Raw genomic sequence first — 23,515 nt, 5'->3', positions numbered from 1 at the left:
AGTTATAAAGTTTAACAATTGTAGGTTTTACAATTGATTGTGGTATACTTCTGGATAGCCTATTTGCTCTAGTAGCAAGTCAAATCTTGGGTCGCTTCTTAATGGGTCAAATTCTGGTCCATATTTTAAGGAAACCATCCAAATATCTTTATAAACTATAGCTTTGTTTAAGTATAAAAAGGCATTGTCAAAATCGTTTAAATAAGTATATATAAGTCCTATGCCTAAAGGCGAAATATTTACTTGGTCTTGATTAGACTGTAAATTATTTAATATGGTAAAGGCTTCCTCTTTATCGCCATGTTGTGCTAAAGCAATACTTAATGTTATTTGAGACCATCCTAAACCATGTGCCAACTCTACAGCTTTTCTAGCTTCGGTAATTGCTCTTTCGCTATCATTTTCCAGTAAACTATTATAGGCTAATAAACGTTGTGCGTCCGAGTGATTTGGGATTGCTAATAATAGGTTATTTAAAACTTCTCTAGCTTTGTGTGGTTGTCTTCCCCAAGTGTAATAACAGCTTAGTAAAAACTGGTAAAAATAGGATAATGGATTGGTTTCCATTATTGTTAGGGTTGTATTTACAGCTTTTTCATAATCGCCTTCAACAAATGCATAGTACCAAGGGTCCATAGTTACACCAGTAAAGTAAAACGGAACACTAGCTTGTGTTGCTTTTATATATTGCTCTTTTGCAGCATGAAAGTCCCAATGATGCCAGAAATTAATCTGACCAATTAAAAAATGTGCTTCAGCTATTTCGTTATTAATAGACAACGCTTTGTTTGCGTAATGTTGCGCTCTTTTAAATCCATCTCTGGGTGGATGAATTAAATACATGGTATATAAAAAATGAATATTAGCCAATGCAGAATAAGCTTCTGCGTAATCTGGCTCAAGTTCTATAGCTCTGGTATAACAGGTCAAAGCCTTATCAAAACCTTGAATAAATTTGTCTTCGTAATATCGTCCTTTTAGAAGCATTTCATAAGCTTCCATATTTACTGGGTTTACCTTTTTAGTATTATCTAATAAAGTAACTTTAAGTTTTTTTGAAATTTTAGAGGCAATATCATCTTGTATTTCAAAAATATCTGTTAATTCTCGGTCATAACGTTCTGCCCAAATCTGTCTGTTTTCTGTAATATTAATTAAATGGGCATTAATTCTAAGTCTATTACCACTTCTTCTCACGCTACCTTCTAAAATATGGTTTACATTAAGTATGGCACCAATTTCTTTTTGTGAAAGCTCACTATTTTTAAACTGAAACGAAGAGCTTCTACCTACAATTTTTAAATCTTTTACATTAGAAAGTATGATTAAAATATCCTCAGCAATCCCTTCACAGAAGTAATCTTGATCAGGATCTGCAGTCATATTTAAAAAAGGCATCACAGCTATGCTTTTTTTAAGGGCGTCGTTATTATTAAAATTAAAAGCATCTGCTTGAATATTGACTATGCTTTCAAAATCGTCGGTAACTAAGACTTGGTATATTTTCATGTCTTGAGCAACGTTTTTAAAACTCAGTTCACCAACATATTCTGTATTAATTCCTTTTTTATTGTAAAGATTGCTTTGTACAGCTTGCGTAATATAAGTGCCACCAGAAGGCGCTTTAGGTTCTACTCTAGAGGCAATGTTAACACCATCTCCAAAAATATCACCATTCTCATAAATTATTTCGCTTAGATGAAGCCCGATTCTAATATTAAGATGTGCATTAAGTTTAGTTGCAAGATGTATTTCTGCAGCAGCAGATACAGCATCTGTAGCAGTAGAAAAAATAGCTAAAACACCATCACCAAGTTCTTTTATAAATTCGCCATCATATTTTTTGATGATTGTACGATGAATCAATCTGTTTTCGTCTAGAGTTTTAAGCGCCAGACCTTCATCCTTAGCCATTAAAGAAGTATAGCCAACTATGTCTGTAAACATGATACAGGCAAGTTGTCTTTTTTTTACTAGAGTATTGATCGACATAAAAAAACTAGATTAAATCAAATGAATTATTAATTTATTCTAACATAAATGCGATCATGCGTAGAAAGGGAGAATATTTGCTACAAATCAATCTCTAGGTAAATATAAGTAAAAACTTAATAAAAAAGGCTTATTTTGTTCTAAATCAGGGTTGTAGATTAAAAATTGGTTTGAATATTATTAAAAAAAATTATAATTTTAATTTAAACATTTTAATATAAAAAATGAATCCAGCAGAAGCTTCAATTTTAAAACAGCCAGAACCTTATCGTTCTATTTTAATGCACTTACAAGCAGTTATTGAGCATACATTACCTGAAGCAGAATTAAAATATAAATGGGGCTTACCTTGTTATTATTTTGGAAAACGTCCTATTTGCTATTTAAATCAAGCTAAAGATTATGTGGATGTTGGATTTTGGCATTCTGCTTATATCACTAAGCATTTAGAACATTTAATTACCGAAAACCGTAAAGTGGTTAAATCTCTTCGATATAAAACTTTAGAAGAAATAAATGATGTTGTGTTAATGGATATACTTAAAGAAGTATACGACCATAAAGATGAAAGTTTTTATAAAAAATGATTAGTCAGGATCTAATCCTTTTATAACAGCATTCCATAGTCTTTTATTAAGATTGAAACTTAATGAAAGTCTGTGATTGGATATTCCATGAATGGTTTGACCAAATCCAATTCCATAGCCATAAGTTAAATTGATTAAACCTCCAATACTAATTCCAGCTTCAGGAAGGAGTCTAAATTCTGATTGTTTATTCTGAAAATAATTAAGTGCTGAAAGGCGTATTGAAAAGTAAGTTACAGAAATCTCATAGCCCAATTTTGGGGCAATTATAAAATTTTCGTTAGACTTTAAATTAGTTTCAATACCAACTCTAAAACCAGTTGCTCCAACCATAGGAATGTAACCTGATTGATTATTATAAACTGTTCCAAGTAAGATATTGGCTTCTGTAAATATTTCTTTTTGGATAAAAATTCCTGGAGAAAAAACAACATCAAGTGATCTAGGTTCTTTTAAATAAGCAGTTTCACCACTTTGTGAGTAGCCAAACCCACTTATCAAAAAACCTAAGATGATAATTAGTTGTTTCAACTTAAAACGATTGGACTAACTTTCTAATGGCAGTTAAATTTGTTAATAAACCTTCTAGATTGTCTAAATGAAGCATGTTAGCGCCATCACTTTTAGCATTAGCTGGATCAAAATGGGTTTCGATAAATAAACCATCAACGTTATTTACAATTCCAGCACGAGCAATAGTTTCAATCATATCTGGACGTCCACCAGTAACACCTGCACTCTGGTTAGGTTGTTGTAACGAGTGTGTCACGTCTAAAACTGTTGGCGCATATTGACGCATGGTTGGAATGCCTCTAAAATCTACAATCATATCCTGGTAACCAAACATGGTTCCACGATCGGTAATCCACGCTTTGTCGCTTCCTGCATCTTTTACTTTTTGTACCGCATGCTTCATCGCTTCAGGACTCATAAATTGTCCTTTTTTAAGGTTGACCACTTTACCAGTTTTTGCAGCAGCAACAACCAAGTCTGTTTGTCTTACTAAAAAAGCAGGGATTTGTAATACATCCACATATTGTGCAGCTTTTGTTGCATCACTTACTTCATGGATATCTGTAACAGTTGGAATATCAAATTTTTCTGAAACTTTTGCTAAAATCTCTAACGCTTTTTCATCTCCTATTCCTGTAAAACTATCAATTCTACTTCTGTTAGCTTTTTTAAAACTCCCTTTAAAAATATAAGGTATTTCAAGCTTATTAGTGATTGAAACAACCTTTTCTGCAATTCTGTAAGCCATGTCTTCGCCTTCAATAGCACAAGGACCACAAAGCAAAAAAAAGTTATTACTATTAGTATGTTTTATTTTAGGAATGTCTTGAAGCGTCATAATTAAAATGATTTATGGTGCAAAGATAGTTTAAATTTCAGTAGTTAAAAGACTGGTGTTAGGTTGTATCATTAGACCAATTTTTGTATTGGTGTGTTTACGATAATAAAGTGCTAAAGCAATAAAAATAATAACACTGATAATAACCAAATACACAATGGATAGAAAAGAATGTTCTACTTGAAGTATACTTAGATAAGGTGCAAAAACAAACTTTAATATTATACTTATAACTAAAGCTACTATTATGGAAATAGCTAACACTTTTAAGGCTATAGTATGATAAACTTTTGCAATATCAGATTTTGAAAACCCTAAAAAATGAAGTTGTGTAATAGTCTGTTTATTTTTTAAAATGAGTAAGTTAATGTTAGTAATGACTAAATACATCGAAAGAATTGTAATAAGTAATCCTATAAAAAGTACAATACTTAATATCAATTTTAATACATAACTCAGTTTTGAGTTTTTAACATCGTTTGACAAATATTTATAGTTTTTAGAGTTTAAAAACTCCAATAATTTGGGGTCTGAAGGATTAATAACATCTAAAATTAATCTCGAGATTTTTGCAGTTTTATTTGGACTTAAACTCTTATTGGTAAATTTTAAAAAAGATTCTGGAACTAAAATCGAATTAATTTTTTCTGAAGCATCTAATATGTAGGCTCTAAAGTTTTCGGTTTTGTGTGTTCCGCTAAGGGTTAAGTCTATTGGGACTTGTCTAATTATTTTCTCGTTAATCTGTGGTAACCCAGAACTTGTGGCATAACCAAAATTGTATAAATTAATATAGTTTTTTGGAATAATAATAGGTACTTCTCTGTCACCTGGTTGCCATTTCCAGTCTTTATTGGTAATATCTATAAACTGGTCAGAGACTGCTTCCAAAAACATTTCGGTAGTAATGCCTGCATGATTAGGGAAAGTAACACTTGCTAATACGCGATACGTACCATGGGTAAAACCACCAGTTTTTGTGATAAAGGGTTGTTGTTCTAGTTCTGCAATTTCTGCATCTGTAAAGGCATTGTTTCTGCCTAAATCTTTATAAATGATTAAGTTTTGATTACCTAACAAGTCATTTTTAGAATTAAAAATAGATTGTGTATCAATAAATAATTGAATAACAACCAATAAAATTCCTAAGCCTAAGCTAGAGCTTAATGCAAAAAATAATAATTGAGATTTATGGACTTGTTTTTTTAACAGTGTATCAATCATAGCAAGAATGTTTTTGTATAATTGATATTGTAAGTGTCACCTAAACTGGCAATAACTAAAGTGGCATTATTCTGTGTGACCTCTTGATTTATTAATGCTATGGCGTTGTTAATTTGATTGTTGTCAATGTGACTAAAAGGTTCGTCTAATAATAGTAACTCAAAAGGTTGGCATAATGCTCTGATAATTGCAACACGCTGTTGTTGTCCATAAGACAAGGTTTCTGCTTTTTTATCTGCTAATTGAGCAATATCTAAACGTGACATCATCTCTAAAATGTCTGGTTTGGATTTATGATTGGTTAATCCATTTTTAAGCTGAATGTTTTCAAAAGCAGTCAACTCTGGAAACAAGCGTAAACCTTGAAAGACTATTGATATTTGTTGTTTTCTAATGTTAGTCCAATCGCTTTCTGAGAAAGTAGATATGGACTTGTTCTCAAATAAAATGGTTCCAGAATACCGATTATTTAAACCGTATAAAAAATTAAAAAAGGAACTTTTACCACTACCTGAAACCGCTTGAATTAAATAACTAGAGTTAGCATGTAATTCAAAGTTTTTACTCCAGACTTCTGACGAAGCTGGAGTAAAAAAATCTGGATTTATAGATTGTATGTGTATTTGCACTTAGCTTATTTTGTTTCAGTAGATTCTATAATGGTTTTTACTACTTCCTCGATTGTATCAAATTAATTATCTAAGTCACTCATAGCTTTTGCCAATTCATCACCATATAAAATTGTTTGTACTAAAGAGTTTTTATCACCTTTAGTATAGGTAAAAGATTCAGCTCCATCTGCATCAATATAATAATGGTTTTCTCCAAAATATTTATCATATAACTTGCCACTTATTTCTGTAAACTCATCCATGTCATCTACTCTGTAAAAATTATTTCTTCCATACGGATTAAACATATTAGAATAATCTTGAACAACGTTAGAGATGTTTTCTTTAGTGTAAAGATAGATGGAGTGTGATAATTTATCTTTGTGTTTAAAGTCTGAAAGGTTAGTGGCTAGTTTTCCGTTATTTTTAACTTCGTCTGCACTATTAGCATGATTTGTAAAAAACACAAAACTATCTGTTATAACCATAAACGTGTTACGATCTACCTCATAATAGTTGGTGCTAATCTCTTTTATTGGCGCACCTTGGTCCTTAATTTTGCTAAATAGTCTATCAAATTTTGCTTTGTCTTTTATGCCAATTGCACCAAACATATTTGGCGTTTTTGTTTCAACTATTTTGTATTCTTCCTCGTCTGTATAATAATTGTAATTGTAAACCGAATCTTTAACTGTTTGACCTTCGGTTAAAGCAAAAAGTGCAGATCCATCAAAGATTTTGGCAAATGCTTTTGTATCCATTCCAATCTCTTTGTTAAAGTCTCTATCCATTTTTTTTAAGCCATTTCTTAACTCTTCTCTAGCTTCTATTGGTAGGGTTTTATTATCTCTTAGACTATAAAAATGTTCGTGTAAATTCTCTATATTAATAGATAGTTTTCCAACTAATAATGCGTCTTTTGGTAATGCCTCTAGCATATCTCTGTTATAATCTGTACTCATCCAGTCTTTATAACCGCTTAAAGACATAATGTCTTTATTTAATTTTAATTTAGTTTCTGTATGGATGTGGTCATCTTCAAAACTACCATAATAGGCTATATTATTATCCTCTAAATTTATGTCTAAACCAGCAAACATACTTAGCAAACCATCAAAAGCATCGCCTAAAGGTGTTGATGTAATATGCACACCCATATCTTGACCTTTATCAAAAAAGTCGTTAAAGTATTTTGTGGTTAACACAGTTTCAGAAGCGTCTAATGTTGTTAAGTCTTTTAATTCTGCTCCAGCATAATTGTTAGCTCCTATTAGTAATGCAGTATTATTATTCCATCCAATTGCTAGCTCTCTGTTAGAATACACAGTAAAAGCATCATCTTTTCCAACATTAGTTTCTTTTTCTAAACTTGGCATTTTATCTATCATAGGTTGTATTAAAGCTTCAAAGGACTCAGCATCATTAATTGGTAGTATTAATCCACCAACTCCAGTAAGCCTTTTGTAGGTCATAAATCCTAAAATATACTCTTTTCTAAAGGTTTTGTTTATGTTTTCAGAAGTCATAAATTCATCCATAAAGTCTTTTAGTTCTTTAGGAGCTTTGTCTTCCATTAAGCTGTTTACTTTTAAGTCTTTAAAGTTTAAACCTTCGCTTTTTTCAGAAAGCGATTTAACATTAACATACATCACACCAATAGCATGTTTTGGGATATATTTTGCTTCTTCGCTTTTGGTGCCACAACTGACAAATAAAAAGGTAATGGTTAGTAGGTAGATACATTTTTTCATGAATAATTGGTGTTTTTAAATTATTAATTAAGTCGCAGTTACAAATCTAAACATATATTGTTTTTATTGAAATTAATTGGTCAATTAATCGTTAATTTTTCTTTTGTAAGGGTAACTATCTGTGTATGATAAGTTAAAAACGTTACAAGATTAAAAAATGAAATCATCAAATAAATAATAAAACCCTTTAAATCGATAAAAATTGAGTACCTTTGCACGCTTAAAATAAGGCACTATTATGGCTAATATTAAAAACATTGCAATTATTGCACACGTTGACCACGGTAAAACAACTTTGGTTGATAAAATTATGTACCACTGTCAACTGTTTCGTGAAAACGAAAATACAGGAGATCTAATCTTAGATAACAACGATTTAGAGCGTGAAAGAGGAATTACAATTACCTCTAAAAACGTATCTGTTATCTATAAAGACACAAAAATTAATATCATTGATACACCTGGTCACGCCGATTTTGGAGGAGAAGTAGAGCGTGTATTAAACATGGCAGATGGCGTATTACTATTAGTAGATGCTTTTGAAGGACCAATGCCACAAACGCGTTTTGTATTACAAAAAGCGATTGATTTAGGTTTAAAACCATGTGTGGTTGTAAATAAAGTAGATAAAGAAAACTGTACTCCAGAAGAAGTACATGAAAAAGTATTTGACCTAATGTTTGAATTAGGAGCAGAAGAGTGGCAGTTAGACTTCCCAACAGTTTACGGTTCTGCAAAAAATAATTGGATGAGCGACGATTGGCAAAAGCCAACCGAAAATATCGAACCACTATTAGATATGGTTATCGAGCATATTCCTGCACCAAAAATTCCAGAAGGAAACACACAAATGTTAATTACATCTTTAGACTTTTCGTCTTTTACAGGTCGTATTGCAATTGGACGTTTAACTCGTGGCGAATTAAAAGTAGGACAACAAATCTCTTTAGTAAAAAGAGATGGTAAAATTGTTAAAAACAGAATTAAAGAATTACATATTTTTGAAGGTCTTGGTCGTATTAAAGTAGACGAAGTACAGACTGGAGATATTTGTGCTATAGTAGGTCTAGAAGGATTTGATATTGGAGATACTGTTGCCGATTTTGAAAACCCAGAAGGTTTAAAAACTATCGCAATTGACGAGCCAACAATGAGTATGTTATTTACCATTAACGATTCACCGTTTTTTGGTAAAGACGGTAAGTTTGTAACGTCAAGACATATTAAAGAAAGACTGAATAAAGAGCTAGAAAAAAACTTAGCACTTCGTGTTGAAGAAACAGATAGCGCAGATAAATTTATGGTTTTTGGACGTGGTGTATTACACTTATCGGTGTTAATAGAAACTATGCGTCGTGAAGGTTACGAGTTACAAATTGGGCAACCTCAAGTTATCATAAAAGAAATTGATGGTGTTAAATGCGAACCAGTAGAAGAAATGACTATAGATTTACCAGAGCACGTATCAGGTAAAGCTGTAGAAATGGTTACTATGCGTAAAGGAGAAATGTTAAGTATGGAAGCAAAAGGCGAGCGTATGGTATGCGAGTTTTTAATTCCGTCTAGAGGTATAATTGGATTACGTAATCAATTACTAACTGCAACAGCTGGTGAAGCTATTATGGCTCACCGTTTTAAAGAGTATCAACCATTAAAAGGTGGTATTCCAGAACGTCAAAACGGATCGTTAGTGTCTATGGAAAAAGGTCAAGCCATTCCTTATTCTATCGATAAATTACAAGATAGAGGTAAGTTTTTTGTTGATCCAGGAGAAGATATTTACGAAGGTCAAGTGATTGGAGAAAATTCTCGTGGTGACGATATGGTAGTTAACGTAACTAAAACTAAAAAGTTAAGTAACGTACGTAGTAGTGGAGCAGATGATAAAGCTAAAATTGTACCTGCAATTAAGTTTTCGTTAGAAGAGGCTTTAGAATATATTCAAAAAGATGAATATGTAGAGGTAACACCAAACCACTTACGTTTACGTAAAATATACTTAACAGAAGTAGAGCGTAAAAGAAATAAGATTATCTAATAATCTTAAATTACAAATATTATTAAAAAGAGAAATGCCTAACAGTGTTTCTCTTTTTTGTGATATAAAATTAATAATAATTAAAACTTTTACCGCTTTTGCGGAAACTATATGGAGTTATTTGGGATTACACTTACAGAATACATTGGGTATTTAGCATCGTTATTTGTTTTATTATCTTTTACCATGAAAGACATTAAAAAACTTAGAGTGGTCAACATGATAGGTTGCTTGCTGTTTGTAGCTTATGGATTTTTAATGCCAAGTTTAAGAGTTGGATTTCCTATAATTTTAACTAATGTTGCCATTTGTTGTGTTAACTTTTATTACTTGTTTTTAAAGAAAAATTAGTACTTTCAAGGCTTGTAACCAACAATCTCTAATATTTTTTTAATAACAACATATACAGATCAACATAAGTCGCTTTGGAATGACTTTATAGTCAAAGCCAAAAATGCGACTTTTTTGTTTAATCGAGACTTTATGGAATACCATAAAGACCGATTTACAGACCATTCGTTGTTAATTTTTAAAGAAAAAAAACTAGTTGCAGCTCTACCTGCTAATATTACAGATGGTGCTTTACACTCGCATCAAGGATTAACATATGGTGGTTTAGTATTTACTGAAAAACTTAAGTTTAATGCTGTGGTAGAACTGTTTAAAGCAGTTTTAAAACATCTAGACAACGATAAGGTAGCAACACTAAACATTAAGTTATTACCAGCAATTTACAGCAGTATGCCAAATGAAGAATTGGATTATTTAATGTTTTTGGTTGATGCTAAATTAACAAGAAGAGATGCATTGGCAGTTATAGATAATAGTAAGAAAATCAATTTTTCTAAAGATAGAAAAGAAGGCTATAAAAGAGGTGTTAAACATAATTTAATAGTTAAAGAAGAAGATAGTTTTGATGTGTTTTGGAACACTATTTTGGTTCCTAATTTAAAAGCTAAGCACCATGCAAATCCTGTACATAGTTTAGACGAAATAACAGCTTTAAAGCAAAGTTTTCCTAAACACATTAGACAATTTAATGTGTATAAAGATAATGTGGTTGTTGCTGGAACAACAATTTTTGAAACTAAACATGTCGCACATTCCCAATACATATCGGGAAATATTAACAAAAATGAACTTGGAAGTTTAGACTTTTTACATCATTATTTAATAACAAAGGTGTTTAAAGATAAGCGCTATTTTGATTTTGGTATTTCAAACGAAAACAAAGGTAGGCAAGTCAATCAAGGATTACAATACTGGAAAGAAGGTTTTGGAGCCAGAACAATCGTTCAAGATTTTTATTCAGTTGAAACTAAAAATTATGATAAGTTAAATCAGGTTTTTATATGATTAAATTTTTAGACCTTCCACAGATTAATGCTCGTCATGAAGCAGAATTTAAAGCAGCACTTACTTCTTTTTTAAATAAAGGACACTATATCTTAGGTGAAGGTGTAAATACTTTTGAAACTAATTTTGCAGCTTATTGTGGGACTAAATATTGTATTGGAGTAAGCAACGGTTTTGATGCTTTAGTATTAATTTTAAAAGGGTATATAGAACTAGAAAGATTAGCTAAAGGAGATGAGGTTGTTGTGCCTGCAAACACTTATATAGCTACTATTTTAGCAATTATTGAAGCAGGATTAACACCAGTTTTAGTAGAGCCAAATCCTGAAACATTTAATATTGAAGCTTCAGAAATTGAAACTAATATTACTAATAAAACTAAAGCTATTTTAGTGGTGCATTTGTATGGGCAACTAACAATTATGGAACCCATTTTAGCTTTAGCAAAAAAACATAGTTTATTGGTTTTTGAGGATGCAGCTCAAGCACATGGTGCAAAAAATACTAGCACTCAATTAAAAGCAGGAAACTTAAGTGATGCAGCAGGTTTTAGTTTTTATCCAAGTAAAAATTTGGGAGCTTTAGGAGATGCAGGAGCAGTAACTACTAACGATGTGGCATTAGCAAATGTAATTACCAAACTACGTAATTATGGTACATCTAGTAAAAATGTTAACGATTTAGCAGGAGTAAATACTAGGTTAGATGAGTTACAAGCATTGTTTTTAAATATAAAACTAAAGTCTTTAGATCAAGATAATGCAGCTAGACAAACCATTGCAAAACGGTATCTTTCAGAGATAAAAAACCAAAAAATAAAGCTTCCTTATTATGATGGGTCACAAAATCATGTGTTTCATTTATTTATCATTTTGGTTGAGGACAGAAAAGATTTTATTCAATATTTAAAAGAAAATAACATTGAAACTGCCATACATTACCCAACACCACCACATAAACAGCAAGCGCTTCATCGATTTAACCACTTAAAATTTCCAATAACAGAAAAAATTCACGAAACTTGTGTGAGTTTACCAATTAGTCCGATAATGACTAATTTAGAGGTAGATACAGTAATTGAAACACTGAATAATTACTAATTGAAAAGAGTTCTAGATTACATAAACAACAATGTTTTAATTAAGGTTGCGTCACTTAATTCTGTGTCGGTAGTCATTAAGATCATTGCTGGTTTTTTAACTTCAAAATTTATTGCACTTTTTGTTGGGTCAGAGGGAATGGCGCTTGTTGGTAACCTCAGAAATTTTGTTGGGTCAGTACAATCTATTTCAATTCTTGGATTGTATAAAGGTGTTGTTAGATACATCGCACAATTTAAAAATGACACGCTTCAATTAAGTAAAACATTGTCAACAGTATTTTACTTAGGTTTTACTGCTACGATGCTAATGAGTTTTTTAGTATACTTTAATGCAGATTATATCAACGATTTAATTTTTAAAGAATACAATAACTATGCATATGTCATTAAGATTTTTGCTATAGCACTACCGTTTTATGCTTTAAATATGTTTTCATTCTCTATCATGAATGGATTTGCAAAGTATAAATACCTTATTATTTTTAACATATTTGGTCAAATTTTAGGTGCTGTTATTACCATTTTATTAATTTGGTTAGAACAGATAGATGGTGCTTTAATAGCTGTTGTTATTGCAGAGTCTTTAATATTTTTAATCACTTTGGTTGGTATTATAAATCGTAAAAACTTTATTCCTTTAATTAAAGCTAGTAACTTTAGTTTTGGTTTTGTAAAAAAGCTGAGTTCTTATTCTGGGATGGCATTGTTTTCTGCAATTATTTTACCTTTAATTGCCATTTTAATTAGAAGCTATATTATTGATAATGTAGGATTAAAAGAAGCGGGTTTTTGGGAGGCTATGAATAGAGTGTCTAAATACTATTTGCTGTTTGTTAGTACATTATTAACCATGTATATTTTACCTAGATTCTCTGAAATTGATAATATAAAAGAATTTAGAAAAGAAGTTTTTAGCTTCTACAAAACCATTATTCCAATATTTGCTTTAGGCTTAATTGCTATTTATTTTTTAAGACATTTAATTATTCAAATGGTTTTTACAGACGAGTTTAAACCTGTAGAAGAATTATTTATATGGCAATTAATGGGTGATTTTATAAAAGTATTGTCTATTGTTATTGCCTATCAATTTTTAGCAAAACGTATGTTTTGGCATTACATAATTACAGAAGCCTTCTCTGTAGTAACCTTATACTATACTAGTAAATATTTAATTGACGAGTTTGGAGTAGTAGGTGCAAATATGGCACATTTTGTAACTTACATTATGTATTATGCTATTATATTACTTATATTTTATTCGTCATTATTTGGTGTAATACCAGACAAAATTGAAGACCAATAATCACGCTTTATTCCAAGTGTCTACATATTTTTTAGCAATATCTATATAATGATGCTGTGCTTTAATAAATGCAATTGCATTGTTAGAAATAACTTCAATTTGCTTTGGGTTATTAATTAACCATTCTAACTTTTTGACAAGATAATCTACATCTGGAAGTGCATTAATTGCAACGGTATCTTCTTCAAGATTATAATACTCTAACCATTCTTTTTCTGCGCCTGTAAACACAACCTTTCCTTTGCACATCGCCTCTAATGCATTATAACCTTGATCAAAAGCATAAATTTGATCTAATACTATATGTGCGCTGTTATAACTTTTAATGTAGGTGTTGTAAGGTAGGTTTTCGGTAGTTTTTATAATTACTTTATCTCCATATTTGCTGTTTATTATTTCTAAAGCTTTTTCAAAGTAACTATTTCCTTTTTTAATTTTTGATAGTTTGTTTACTCCATGAAAGATGATAATTTTATCATTAAATTTTAATGGAATAGGAGATATACTGTCAATGTTTATAGGATTTGGAATGAGGCCTAAATAACGCGACTCATTTTGCATTGGGATATGATAATCTAAATCTGTAGCAATAACACCTTTGATAGTGCTAAATATGTAGTAGTGTAATGTTTTGTATGGCTTTGTAATGTATTTTAATGAGTAGTTAAATTTGTTTTTAAGTGACTGGTCTTTTAAAAAGGGTGTTAATATAGAATATCTAGGATTTTGTTCTAAAAAATATTTAGTGGTCAAATAGTCATCACCACAACACAATAAAAACAAGCTTTTGTTTTGAGATTTAAGTTGCTTTAAAAGCTTAATTTGATGTTTTGGATAAATGTTTAGGCTGTCTTCGTTTATAAGTTGTACAACATCAAATTGATGTAATTTAGGAAGTACTTTTTTAAACCGATAAGCATTTTCAATTTTTATAAAATCTATATTAAAAACTCTAATAAAAACCTTATTTATAAAATTTAAAAACAAGCTATTTTTTATTATTGAAACTAGTTTGATATCTGCAGAAAAGTTTTTAAAGCCATCTCCAGAAGCCACAAGAGTGACCTGGTGACCCAATGCTTCTAACCCTTCTTTTAACGAATTGTGAAGCCGACTATACTCTCCAACCAGTAATATCTTCATTTATATTTTATACATTTGTTTTCAAATATAATTATTAATGAGGAATGCCAGTAACAATGGTTTAAAATTAGAGATTCTATTGTCTACAATGAATAGAACATCCCTAGATTTTTTAACTCATTTATTCCCTGAACATAATTATTTAGACTTTAATATTTTAATCATCAATCAAACCGAAGAACACAATCTACTACGTTCTAACTATGAAAATATTAGAGTTATCAATGCTTTTGAAAAAGGTTTAGCTAAAAGTAGAAACCTTGCCATAAAAAATGCAACAGGTGATATTTGTTTATTAGCAGATGACGATGTAAAGTATAAAAAACAGTTTTCTGATTGTATCATTAAATCCTTTACTACCTATCCCGAAGCAGATATTATTACCTTTAAAATGCAGGATTTTGATGGTAACGACTTCAAAATATATTCCGATAAAAAACAACATGATTTAGAGACTATAAAAAATGTGAACTCTGTGGTTATTGGGTTTAATAGAAAACAAATTATAAATAGTAATTTGTATTTTGATGAAGCTTTTGGGCTTGGTAGTGATTTTCAAACTGCAGACGAGTATATATTTTTAAGAGAGGCTTTACAGAAAAACCTAACCCTTATATTTGAACCACAACCAATTTTATCGCACCCAAAATTTAGTTCAGGACAAGATAATGGTAATGATAAGCTGATTTTTGCAAGAGCAGCTTTATATTATAAGTATTCTGGTATCTTAGGTTACTTAAAACTTATAAAACACTTATATTTATTAAATAAACAGGGTTATATTAAAAGTAGTCAATTGTTAAGCAAATTTAAAATTGGACTAAAAGGTATTAGCCATTATAAAAGGCTAAATAAACAAAATACACATGACTAAAATTGAAGATGTAAAGCTTATAGAAATCCCGAAAGTAAAAGACAGTAGAGGTAATCTAGCTATTATTGAAAAAGATAGTTTACCTTATCCTATAAAGCGTGTTTATTATTTGTATGATGTGCCTAGTGATGCCTTTAGAGGTGGTCATTCGCATATCGCACAACACGAGTTTTTAATTCCGTTAAGTGGTAGTTTTGATGTTATTATAGATGATGCAACCAATAAAAAAACAGTTACCTTAAATAAACCTGATAAAGGTTTACATATTGTACCAGGAATTTGGAGAGAATTAGAAAATTTTTCTTCAGGATCTGTGTGCTTAGTCTTAGCGTCAGACGTATTTTTAGAAAGCGATTATATAAGAGATTACCAAGATTTTAAATTATCTAAAAGCCGATAAATAGATATTGTTCTTTAATAAGAATTGCTGAAGCTTTTTCATTGTAATAAGAATAAACCTTGGGCATTTTAAAAGTAATCGTTGTTTTTTATTTAAATGATTTGGATTAATGTCTTTTATCAACTCATTAGCTTTGTCTTCTTCATTTAAAAATCTGTATCTTATAGCTAAAGCATAACGTTTAATGTCTAAATAGCGTTTTAAAGAAGGGTGATTTGTTTCTGCTTTTTTAAAGCTAGTTATCAATAATTTTCGATCTGTATTTAAATTGCTATTAGAAAGACTATCTTCATCATAAAAGTTATAAAGCATAGTAATTTTTGGATTAAAAGCAATATTACCATACAGAGCAAATTTTATCCAAAGGTCAATGTCTTGACCAGTCCTATATTTAGGATTATAGCCTCCAATACTTAAAAAATCTTCCTTTTTAAAAGCAACAGAGGAGGAATGAGGAATGTAGTTTATAATATTTGCTTCAAAAAAATCTTCTACCAGTTGACAGGTATTGCCATATTCAAAATTAAATTTGGCATTTGTAATAAAACCATTAGTTCTTTTTATTCTATAATTAGTACAATACAACACTGCGTTGTCAATACTTTCAATACACTCTTTAAGAGCTTGTAAATGGTTGCTTTCCCATAAATCATCAGCATCAAGTGTGGCTATGTATTTACCTTTAGCTGCCATAATTGCATTGTTTCTGGCAACAGAAGCACCTTGGTTTTTTTGCTTAATAAGGGTTATTCTTTGGTCTTCTAAAGACTCAATAATTTTTAAACTGTCATCTGTAGAGCCATCATCAACTAAAATAATTTCAAAATCTTGAAACGACTGATTTAAAACAGAGGTTAAGGTGTTTAAAATATATTTTTCCTTGTTATAAACTGGTATAGCTACAGAGAAGAAACAGCTCATGTTTTTAGATTGATATGACAAAAGTAGCTAATTCTAAACAAATCAAATAAAAACAAAGAAGGACGATTTGAAGTTAAATTTAATTGAATTAATGGACTTAGTATGTAATAGCTGGCTGCTAAAACATAATTAAGTTTCCATTGTTTCAGTTTTGTAAAGTATCCTAAAAAGGGAATAAATTGATAATCAATCAACTTAGATTTATAGATGTAATTTAAATTTTGTAATCCTTTTTTAGTTTTTTTAATAAACACATCGCTATAATCTACATCACCATGTAAAATAGGGTTATCTATATGCAGTACAGAAGCTTTTAATAGACTAGCTTTATAAGCAAATAATGTGTCTTCATGCCCATATTGGGTTAGAGTTTTTTCAAACCCTATGGTGTTAAAAATAGTTTTGGTCATTAACGTATTGTTGCAAAACATACGCTTGTAAGGGTTTTTTTCTCTTTGTTTGGCAGTTAAATCTTCGCGTTGTGTTCCATATTTCCAACGTAATTTTCTTTGCTTTAACACTTCTTTTGGATGTACGCGTCCACCATAAATAATAGCAGTGTCTGTAGTTATTGCTTGCAGGTAATTGCTAATATAAGTTTGATTAATGACTAAGGAGTCACCATCTATAAAAAGTATATATTCGTAAGAGGAGGCTTTAGCTAAAAGATTTCTGTTATTACTTAAGCCAACGTTTTTAGGATTAACCTTATAGGTAACATCATTTAGGGTGTTTAATATTTGGTTCTCTTCAATAATTTTAGATGTAGAACCATCATCAAAAACGATAATTTCAAAAGCAATTTTTGAAGCCATCAATTGCTCATGTAAAGCATATACCAACTTGGTAACATTATAATTATAAGTTGGTATTAAAACAGATAGCATAGTTTAGTTGGCTTTACGTTGTACAACCTCAAAAACCTTATTGTCATCACATTTTAATGTTTTACTTGGGTACTTTAAAAGTAAAGCATAATCGTGTGTAGCCATTAAAATGGTATTGCCATTTTTGTTAATATCTTGTAACACTTCCATAACTTCAATACTAGTTTGAGGATCTAGGTTTCCTGTAGGCTCATCTGCTAATATTAATTCTGGGTCATTTAATAAAGCACGTGCTATGGCAACACGTTGTTGTTCTCCACCAGATAATTCATGCGGAAATTTAAACCCCTTAGTTTCCATATCTACTTTTTTCAATACAGAAGCTACACGGTCTTTCATTTTTGCTTTGTCTTTCCAACCTGTTGCTTTTAAAACAAATAATAAATTGTCATTTATGGTTCTATCGGTAAGTAATTTAAAGTCTTGAAATACAATGCCAAGTTTTCTGCGTAAAAATGGGATATCTTTTTCTTTTAAAGTTGGTAAATCAAAATCTACTATATGCCCTTCGCCCTTTGTAAGCTTTAAATCGCCATAAAGGGTTTTCATAAAACTACTTTTTCCAGAACCTGTTTTACCTATTAAATACACAAAATCACCTTTGTTTACTTCAAGATTAACTTCAGATAACACTAAGCTATTACCTTGAAAAATAGAAGCGTCTTTTAATTTTAAAACAGTTTTAGACATATATGGTTTTTAATTTTTAGATGAAATAACGTGTTTGTATTTAACAATATTATATATGACAAAGTAAACAATTAATGCGAAAAAAGGAAAGCAAAATCTGCTATTTGAACCAAATGCAACCAAAGCTTGTGCTAACGACCCGGAAAGCACAATACAGACTATAAATAAGTTGGTGTCAAAATGTTGTTTTGGCGCTTTAAAAAAACGAAATATCTTAATTGCAGAAAACACTAAAAACAACACATTTATAATAACTAATAAGTATTGCTGAAAGTATAGCCAAAAGCTAGTGGCTAAATATTTAAAATAGTTATTAGAAATTTTATTGTATTCCCATTTTAGGCTGTCTTGGTTGCCCCAAAATAGTAACCAGGAGGTTGCAACTTGTTTTGCATACAAATCAGGATGTGCTTTAAACAAATCTTTAGAAATTTGTCCAAGGGTGTTGGATAGTTCTACTTCATTTAATCCAGTTTTTTCAAGTAATTCTTTATGAGCTAGCCAAACACTCATTGGTAATAACCTTGGGTTTTTTTGTAAAACAGAGTCACGATGTTTAACCACTATATCTCTAATTAGTGCATGGTCATTGGGTGCTTTATCAAAAAACGGAGTTGCGGTTTGTGCTAGATTGATGCCAAAATATTGCGTATTTGTAAAGTGTCCAATGGTAAGCTGGTTGTGAGAATTCCAAATAAAATAACTTAAAAGTGGTATGCATAAAACAATAACACTTCTTCTGAAGGCATCAATAATATTAGTGTTAAACGACTTTATTATATCAAAAACAGCAAAGCCAATAGGAATGTAAATAAATATAGGTCTAGTTAAGTACAACCAAGCTGAAATAACAGAAAGTAAAAAGTAAGGTATTGGATTTTTTTTGACCTCAAATAGCTGGTATTTTGTTATCAACCAGATGCTCAGTAAAAGTAAAAAGTTGGTGAATGCTTCTGTTAAAATCGCAAAATCATAAAACAAAACATGTAAAAATGAAGTGTAAAATATTGCAGTCCAAAAACCAATAATTTTATTATTATTAAGTCGTTTTGAAATATCATAAACTAAAAATGTCGATATAATTCCTAGTATTATTTGAAAAAAAACTAAGGCAACTTTACTGTTTTGTAGTAATGCTAATAGTATTGGATAGCCTGGTGTGCGTTTTCCAGAATAATTAGTTAAATCTAATTCAGATATTTTTTGTGCTAAAAAAATATAGTCTTCAGAATCTGGAAAAATAGTAATTGCATAATACCCAAAAAACACCAAAACTCTTATTATTATAGCATAAGTAATAAGTGCAGAAATAGTGCCTCTGTTTACAATAGTATTTATTTTGTTTAAGACACTCATTTATATTGCCAATAGATTTTAAGTAAATCAAAAGGTGTTTTTAAAAACTCAAAAAAAGTAATTCGGGTGTCACCATCGTCATGCCATTTTTGCAAAGGGATTTCTTTAACTTGTGTTTTACAATACGTTAAACCTTTTTCTTTTTTTAACCTTGCTAGCAACTCGACATCAAATAGCCATTTTGTTTTAAAAGGTTGCTTAAACAATTGTTGAGCTAAATCATTTTTAATGATTTTTGCACCACATTGTGTGTCATAAATGTCAAGTTTTAAGATTCCAGAATCTATAAATGTGGCAACAACACGACCAAAAAAATGACGATAGGCCTTTCGTTGTATAGAACTACCAATAATTTTTATTCTAGAGCCTAAAACAAATTCTATTTGTTCTGTTTTAGCTATGGTTAACAGTCTTGAAATTTCTGCTAATGGTGTCGATAAATCCGCATCTAAATACCCAATGTAATCATATTCAGAAAGCTTTAAAACAGCATGTCTTATAGCTTCGGCTTTACCTTTGTTAAGCTTAAAATTAATAATTTTTATACCAGAATCTAAATTTTTTAATTCATTTAAAATAGACATCGTGTCGTCTGTACTACCATCATTAACAAAACACATATCAAAATTAGAGTTGTTTTTTTGAAAGGCTTTAAAAGCATCAACATTAAGCCTTTTGGCTTCGTTGTAACAAGGGATTATAATACAGCTAGATGGCATTTAAAAAAAAGTAAGAATTTTTGATGTGTTTGTAAATGTATTGTTTAAATAGCAATACTCAAAATGGGTTGCTATTTTTCATTTTTAATAACTCCGTTTATAATTATTAGTTAATTCTAACGTTAGACCTATAGATTAATTTATCTTTGATTTAGAATTAAAAAACAATGTCAATGTTAGTAAAAAAGCAACTTACATTTTTAATATCCTTAGCGTTTTGTTTTCAGATACTTGCACAAGAATCTGCTGTGTACACTAGTAGTTTGGGAGATTATCAAAAAGCATTACAGCTATATAATAGCCAGCAGTATTTAGCCTCTCAAAATTTATTTACTCAGATAAAAAAGGCGTCTAATGACAAAAACATTCAGAGTAATTGTGCCTTTTATATTGCCAATGCAGCTATTAGATTAAATCAGCAAAATGCGGATGTGCTAATGGAGCGTTTTGTAGAAGAGTATCCAACAAGTACCAAACGTAATACGGCTTTTCTAGACGTTGCTGACTACTATTTTACCAATGGTAAATATGCTTACGCTCAAAAATGGTACGCTAAAGTAGAGGACAATGCTTTATCAAAAGCAGATAAAGAATCTTATAATTTTAATTATGGATATGCATCGTTTATTACAAAAAATTATAAAGACGCTAAAAAATATTTAACACGTGTAGAAACCTCTCAAAAATATGGGTCTCAAGCCAAATATTATTTAGGTTTTATGTCTTATGAAGGGGATGATTATGATGGCGCAAATAAGTACTTTGAGCAAGTTAGTAATGAAGAAAAGTATAAAGAAAAACTAAGTTACTATCAAGCCGATTTAAATTTCAAATTAGGGAAATTTGAAAAAGCTATCGAGCTAGCCAAAGAAAAACTGCCTACTAGCGATAGAGACGAAGTGTCTGAATTAAATAAGATTATAGGTGAAAGCTATTTCAACCTAGAACAATATAGCGAAGCTATTCCGTATCTAACAGAATATAAAGGCAGAAAAGGTAAATGGAGCAATACCGATTACTACCAACTTGGATATGCCTATTACAAGCAAAAAGATTATGACAAAGCCATATCAGAGTTTAATAAAATTGTAAGTGCAGATAATAGTGTGGCACAAAATGCGTACTACCATTTAGGAGAAAGCTATGTTAATGTTGGCAAAAAACAAGAAGCTTTAAACGCCTTTAGAAACGCCTCACAGATGGATTACGATTTAAAAATCCAAGAAGATGCGTGGTTAAATTATGCCAAAATTAGTTATGAGATTGGTAATGCTTACCAATCGGTACCACAAGTGTTAACCGGTTATTTAGAGAAGTATCCAAACACACAATACAAAGAAGAGGTAGAAACATTGTTAATAGATTCGTACATCACCTCAAAAAACTATAAAGAAGCTTTAGAGTTATTAAAAAATAAAAACAGTTTTGAAAGCAAAGTCGCTTATCAAAAAGTTGCGTTTTATAGAGGTTTAGAGTTATTTAACGACAGCAAATATCAAGAAGCAGAAAGCCTTTTTGATAAATCTTTAAAAGAGCAACAAGACCAAAAATTTACAGCTAGAGCTACCTTTTGGAAAGCCGAAACCGATTATAATTTAACTAACTATGATGATGCGTTAATAGGCTTTAAGCAGTTTGCACAACAAAGTGTAGCTTCAACTACATCAGAGTTTAAAAATTTAGATTATAATATTGCTTATACCTATTTCAAACAAAAAAATTATGACCAAGCAACAACGTATTTTAATCAGTACATTCAAAAAAATCAATCGGACAAGGTTAGATTAAACGATGCGTATTTACGTCTTGCAGATGGTTATTTTGTGTCTAGTCGTTACAGTGAAGCTATTTCGGCTTACGACAACGCAATGCAAGTAGGAACTATGGAAAACGATTATGCGTTTTTCCAGAAAGCGATGAGTCATGGATTTATTGGAAACGAAAGTAGTAAAACCATTCAGTTAGAACAATTCATATCTAAATATCCAACATCAAAATTACGTGACGATGCGATGTATGCTTTGGGTAATAGTTATGTTAAGGCTGGTCAAGATGCTAAAGCAATTGCTATTTACAACCAACTTAAAAAAGAGTATAGTAACAGTCCATTTGCCAGCAAAGGACAATTACGTCAAGGATTAGTGTATTACAATGCTAGTCAAAACCAACAAGCGCTAAACACGTTTAAATCGGTTGCAAAAGACTATCCAGGAACTCCAGAAGCTAATCAAGCAGTAGCTACAGCAAGATTGATTTATATTGATTTAGGTAAGGTAAACGAGTATGCTGCTTGGGTAAGAACGTTAGATTTTGTAGAGGTTACAGATGCCGATTTAGACAACGCAACCTATGAAGCTGCAGAAAAACAGTATTTAGATGAAAATGTCAATGAAGCCATCAAACAATTTAATGGTTACTTAAACCAGTTTCCAAAAGGCTTACACGCTACACAAGCCCATTTTTATTTAGCGCAACTATACTTTAAAAAAGATTTAAAGTCTAATGCAGAACCACATTATGCTTATGTTGTTAATCAATCACAAAGCGAATTTTCTGAAGAAGCTTTGTTGCGTTTGGCGCAAATTCAATTAGATAAAAAAGATTGGAATGCAGCTATCCCAACCTTACAACGTTTAGAAGCAGAAGCTAACTTTCCACAAAATAGTTTATTTGCTCAGTCTAATTTAATGCAAGCTAATTACCAATTAAACAAGTATAATCAAGCAGTCGCTTACGCGGAAAAAGTGCTGGGTAATGTTAATTTGGACAATAAAATTAGAAGTGATGCCTACGTCATTATTGCACGTTCTGCAATTAAAACTAACAATGAAGCTAAAGCTAGAACAGCTTACGCACAAGTTGAAACCTTTGCAACTGGTGAGACTGCTGCAGAAGCCTTGTACTACAATGCGTACTTTAAAAATAAAGACGGTTTGTATAACGAGTCTAACAAGATCACTCAGCGATTAGCTAAAGATTATTCTGGTTACAAATACTATGGTGCAAAAGGCTTAGTCGTTATGGCTAAGAATTTTTACGCTCTAGGCGATGCGTTTCAAGCTACTTATATCTTAGAAAGTGTTATAAAAAACTTTTCAAATTTTGAGGATGTAAAAGCAGAAGCACAAACCGAATTGAATAAAATTAAAGCTGAAGAAGCTAAAACAAATTCGTCAGTAATCACTGAAGACTAAAATCATCAATCGA

At 30.7% G+C, this 23,515-nt stretch carries 21 protein-coding genes; 9 read left to right on the top strand and 12 right to left on the bottom strand.

What is annotated here, in order from left to right; genetic code table 11:
* Positions 1-27 precede the first annotated feature (27 nt).
* A complete protein-coding gene (locus tag LY08_RS09580) occupies positions 28-1,992 on the bottom strand; it encodes an adenylate/guanylate cyclase domain-containing protein (RefSeq protein ID WP_111660231.1) in 1,965 nt (654 codons plus the stop codon).
* Positions 1,993-2,216: 224 nt separating this feature from the next.
* On the opposite strand from LY08_RS09580, the gene LY08_RS09575 reads away from it, so the two are divergent.
* Complete coding sequence (locus LY08_RS09575; protein WP_111660230.1) at positions 2,217-2,579, top strand: DUF1801 domain-containing protein; 363 nt, start codon at positions 2,217-2,219, stop codon at positions 2,577-2,579.
* On the opposite strand, the gene LY08_RS09570 is transcribed toward LY08_RS09575, so the two are convergent.
* The 5 genes from LY08_RS09570 to LY08_RS09550 all read right to left on the bottom strand — a co-directional run bounded on the left by LY08_RS09570 (position 2,580) and on the right by LY08_RS09550 (position 7,516).
* Entirely contained in the window at positions 2,580-3,110 is a 531-nt protein-coding gene (locus tag LY08_RS09570) for a hypothetical protein (RefSeq protein WP_111660229.1), read from the bottom strand.
* 1 nt (position 3,111) lies between these two features.
* On the bottom strand, positions 3,112-3,930 hold the full coding sequence (gene kdsA / locus LY08_RS09565) for a 3-deoxy-8-phosphooctulonate synthase (RefSeq protein WP_111660228.1): 819 nt from the start codon (positions 3,928-3,930) through the stop codon (positions 3,112-3,114).
* 30 nt (positions 3,931-3,960) lie between these two features.
* Positions 3,961-5,154 (bottom strand): FtsX-like permease family protein, encoded by a 1,194-nt coding sequence (locus LY08_RS09560; protein ID WP_111660227.1) that lies wholly within the window; start codon positions 5,152-5,154, stop codon positions 3,961-3,963.
* The gene (locus tag LY08_RS09555) at positions 5,151-5,783 is read right to left on the bottom strand and encodes an ATP-binding cassette domain-containing protein (RefSeq protein ID WP_111660226.1); all 633 of its coding nucleotides are present in this window, start codon (positions 5,781-5,783) and stop codon (positions 5,151-5,153) included. Before LY08_RS09555 ends, LY08_RS09560 begins: the two co-directional genes overlap by 4 nt.
* A 62-nt stretch (positions 5,784-5,845) precedes the next feature.
* Positions 5,846-7,516: a DUF4836 family protein gene (locus tag LY08_RS09550; protein ID WP_111660225.1), complete on the bottom strand. Its 1,671-nt coding sequence runs from the start codon at positions 7,514-7,516 to the stop codon at positions 5,846-5,848.
* 238 nt (positions 7,517-7,754) lie between these two features.
* On the opposite strand from LY08_RS09550, the gene typA reads away from it, so the two are divergent.
* From typA to LY08_RS09525, 5 genes are all read left to right on the top strand, one after another.
* On the top strand, positions 7,755-9,554 hold the full coding sequence (gene typA / locus LY08_RS09545; RefSeq protein ID WP_111660224.1) for a translational GTPase TypA: 1,800 nt from the start codon (positions 7,755-7,757) through the stop codon (positions 9,552-9,554).
* A gap of 111 nt (positions 9,555-9,665) precedes the next feature.
* The gene (locus LY08_RS09540) at positions 9,666-9,905 is read left to right on the top strand and encodes a uroporphyrinogen decarboxylase (protein WP_111660223.1); all 240 of its coding nucleotides are present in this window, start codon (positions 9,666-9,668) and stop codon (positions 9,903-9,905) included.
* 132 nt (positions 9,906-10,037) lie between these two features.
* The gene (locus tag LY08_RS09535; protein WP_245907576.1) at positions 10,038-10,910 is read left to right on the top strand and encodes a GNAT family N-acetyltransferase; all 873 of its coding nucleotides are present in this window, start codon (positions 10,038-10,040) and stop codon (positions 10,908-10,910) included.
* Complete coding sequence (locus LY08_RS09530; RefSeq protein WP_111660221.1) at positions 10,907-12,010, top strand: DegT/DnrJ/EryC1/StrS family aminotransferase; 1,104 nt, start codon at positions 10,907-10,909, stop codon at positions 12,008-12,010. Before LY08_RS09535 ends, LY08_RS09530 begins: the two co-directional genes overlap by 4 nt.
* A complete protein-coding gene (locus tag LY08_RS09525) occupies positions 12,011-13,318 on the top strand; it encodes an O-antigen translocase (RefSeq protein ID WP_111660220.1) in 1,308 nt (435 codons plus the stop codon).
* Here the strand turns inward: LY08_RS09525 and LY08_RS09520 are convergent, their stop codons facing one another.
* Positions 13,319-14,461, bottom strand: coding sequence for a glycosyltransferase family protein (locus LY08_RS09520; RefSeq protein WP_111660219.1), 1,143 nt, complete (start codon positions 14,459-14,461; stop codon positions 13,319-13,321).
* A gap of 88 nt (positions 14,462-14,549) precedes the next feature.
* On the opposite strand from LY08_RS09520, the gene LY08_RS09515 reads away from it, so the two are divergent.
* Both LY08_RS09515 and LY08_RS09510 read left to right on the top strand, forming a co-directional pair.
* Positions 14,550-15,335 (top strand): glycosyltransferase family A protein, encoded by a 786-nt coding sequence (locus LY08_RS09515; RefSeq protein ID WP_158526732.1) that lies wholly within the window; start codon positions 14,550-14,552, stop codon positions 15,333-15,335.
* Positions 15,328-15,735: a sugar 3,4-ketoisomerase gene (locus tag LY08_RS09510; RefSeq protein ID WP_111660217.1), complete on the top strand. Its 408-nt coding sequence runs from the start codon at positions 15,328-15,330 to the stop codon at positions 15,733-15,735. The genes LY08_RS09515 and LY08_RS09510 overlap by 8 nt, the downstream gene beginning before the upstream one ends.
* Here LY08_RS09510 and LY08_RS09505 read toward each other — a convergent pair.
* Genes LY08_RS09505 through LY08_RS09485 form a run of 5 tightly spaced genes read right to left on the bottom strand, consistent with a single transcriptional unit; the run spans position 15,718 to position 20,308 of the window.
* Positions 15,718-16,656, bottom strand: coding sequence for a glycosyltransferase family 2 protein (locus LY08_RS09505; protein ID WP_111660216.1), 939 nt, complete (start codon positions 16,654-16,656; stop codon positions 15,718-15,720). The two genes, LY08_RS09510 and LY08_RS09505, sit on opposite strands and share 18 nt — an antisense overlap.
* The gene (locus LY08_RS09500) at positions 16,653-17,543 is read right to left on the bottom strand and encodes a glycosyltransferase family 2 protein (protein ID WP_111660215.1); all 891 of its coding nucleotides are present in this window, start codon (positions 17,541-17,543) and stop codon (positions 16,653-16,655) included. The genes LY08_RS09505 and LY08_RS09500 overlap by 4 nt, the downstream gene beginning before the upstream one ends.
* A 3-nt stretch (positions 17,544-17,546) precedes the next feature.
* Positions 17,547-18,233, bottom strand: coding sequence for a cell division ATP-binding protein FtsE (locus tag LY08_RS09495; protein ID WP_111660214.1), 687 nt, complete (start codon positions 18,231-18,233; stop codon positions 17,547-17,549).
* Positions 18,234-18,242: 9 nt separating this feature from the next.
* Positions 18,243-19,589, bottom strand: coding sequence for a glycosyltransferase family protein (locus LY08_RS09490; RefSeq protein WP_111660213.1), 1,347 nt, complete (start codon positions 19,587-19,589; stop codon positions 18,243-18,245).
* Complete coding sequence (locus LY08_RS09485; protein WP_111660212.1) at positions 19,586-20,308, bottom strand: glycosyltransferase; 723 nt, start codon at positions 20,306-20,308, stop codon at positions 19,586-19,588. The genes LY08_RS09490 and LY08_RS09485 overlap by 4 nt, the downstream gene beginning before the upstream one ends.
* Before the next feature lie 173 nt (positions 20,309-20,481).
* Between LY08_RS09485 and LY08_RS09480 the strand changes: the two genes are divergently transcribed.
* Complete coding sequence (locus LY08_RS09480; RefSeq protein WP_111660211.1) at positions 20,482-23,502, top strand: tetratricopeptide repeat protein; 3,021 nt, start codon at positions 20,482-20,484, stop codon at positions 23,500-23,502.
* The last annotated feature ends 13 nt before the right edge of the window (positions 23,503-23,515 follow it).

This window comes from Olleya aquimaris, from assembly GCF_003259525.1.
Taxonomy (GTDB): Bacteria; Bacteroidota; Bacteroidia; order Flavobacteriales; family Flavobacteriaceae; genus Olleya; species Olleya aquimaris.
The sequence above is the reverse complement of the archived record's forward strand: the minus strand, read 5'-3'. Positions and strand labels throughout refer to the sequence as shown.

Coding starts and splice junctions, on each gene's coding strand:
- LY08_RS09510 (WP_111660217.1), top strand. CDS start 15,328: ATGACTAAAATTGAAGATGTAAAGCTTATAGAAATCCCGAAAGTAAAA.
- LY08_RS09500 (WP_111660215.1), bottom strand. CDS start 17,543: ATGCTATCTGTTTTAATACCAACTTATAATTATAATGTTACCAAGTTG.
- LY08_RS09480 (WP_111660211.1), top strand. CDS start 20,482: ATGTTAGTAAAAAAGCAACTTACATTTTTAATATCCTTAGCGTTTTGT.
- LY08_RS09490 (WP_111660213.1), bottom strand. CDS start 19,589: ATGAGTGTCTTAAACAAAATAAATACTATTGTAAACAGAGGCACTATT.
- LY08_RS09520 (WP_111660219.1), bottom strand. CDS start 14,461: ATGAAGATATTACTGGTTGGAGAGTATAGTCGGCTTCACAATTCGTTA.
- LY08_RS09540 (WP_111660223.1), top strand. CDS start 9,666: ATGGAGTTATTTGGGATTACACTTACAGAATACATTGGGTATTTAGCA.
- LY08_RS09505 (WP_111660216.1), bottom strand. CDS start 16,656: ATGAGCTGTTTCTTCTCTGTAGCTATACCAGTTTATAACAAGGAAAAA.
- LY08_RS09560 (WP_111660227.1), bottom strand. CDS start 5,154: ATGATTGATACACTGTTAAAAAAACAAGTCCATAAATCTCAATTATTA.
- LY08_RS09485 (WP_111660212.1), bottom strand. CDS start 20,308: ATGCCATCTAGCTGTATTATAATCCCTTGTTACAACGAAGCCAAAAGG.
- LY08_RS09495 (WP_111660214.1), bottom strand. CDS start 18,233: ATGTCTAAAACTGTTTTAAAATTAAAAGACGCTTCTATTTTTCAAGGT.
- LY08_RS09515 (WP_158526732.1), top strand. CDS start 14,550: ATGAATAGAACATCCCTAGATTTTTTAACTCATTTATTCCCTGAACAT.
- LY08_RS09550 (WP_111660225.1), bottom strand. CDS start 7,516: ATGAAAAAATGTATCTACCTACTAACCATTACCTTTTTATTTGTCAGT.
- LY08_RS09530 (WP_111660221.1), top strand. CDS start 10,907: ATGATTAAATTTTTAGACCTTCCACAGATTAATGCTCGTCATGAAGCA.
- LY08_RS09535 (WP_245907576.1), top strand. CDS start 10,038: ATGGAATACCATAAAGACCGATTTACAGACCATTCGTTGTTAATTTTT.
- LY08_RS09580 (WP_111660231.1), bottom strand. CDS start 1,992: ATGTCGATCAATACTCTAGTAAAAAAAAGACAACTTGCCTGTATCATG.
- typA (WP_111660224.1), top strand. CDS start 7,755: ATGGCTAATATTAAAAACATTGCAATTATTGCACACGTTGACCACGGT.
- LY08_RS09575 (WP_111660230.1), top strand. CDS start 2,217: ATGAATCCAGCAGAAGCTTCAATTTTAAAACAGCCAGAACCTTATCGT.
- kdsA (WP_111660228.1), bottom strand. CDS start 3,930: ATGACGCTTCAAGACATTCCTAAAATAAAACATACTAATAGTAATAAC.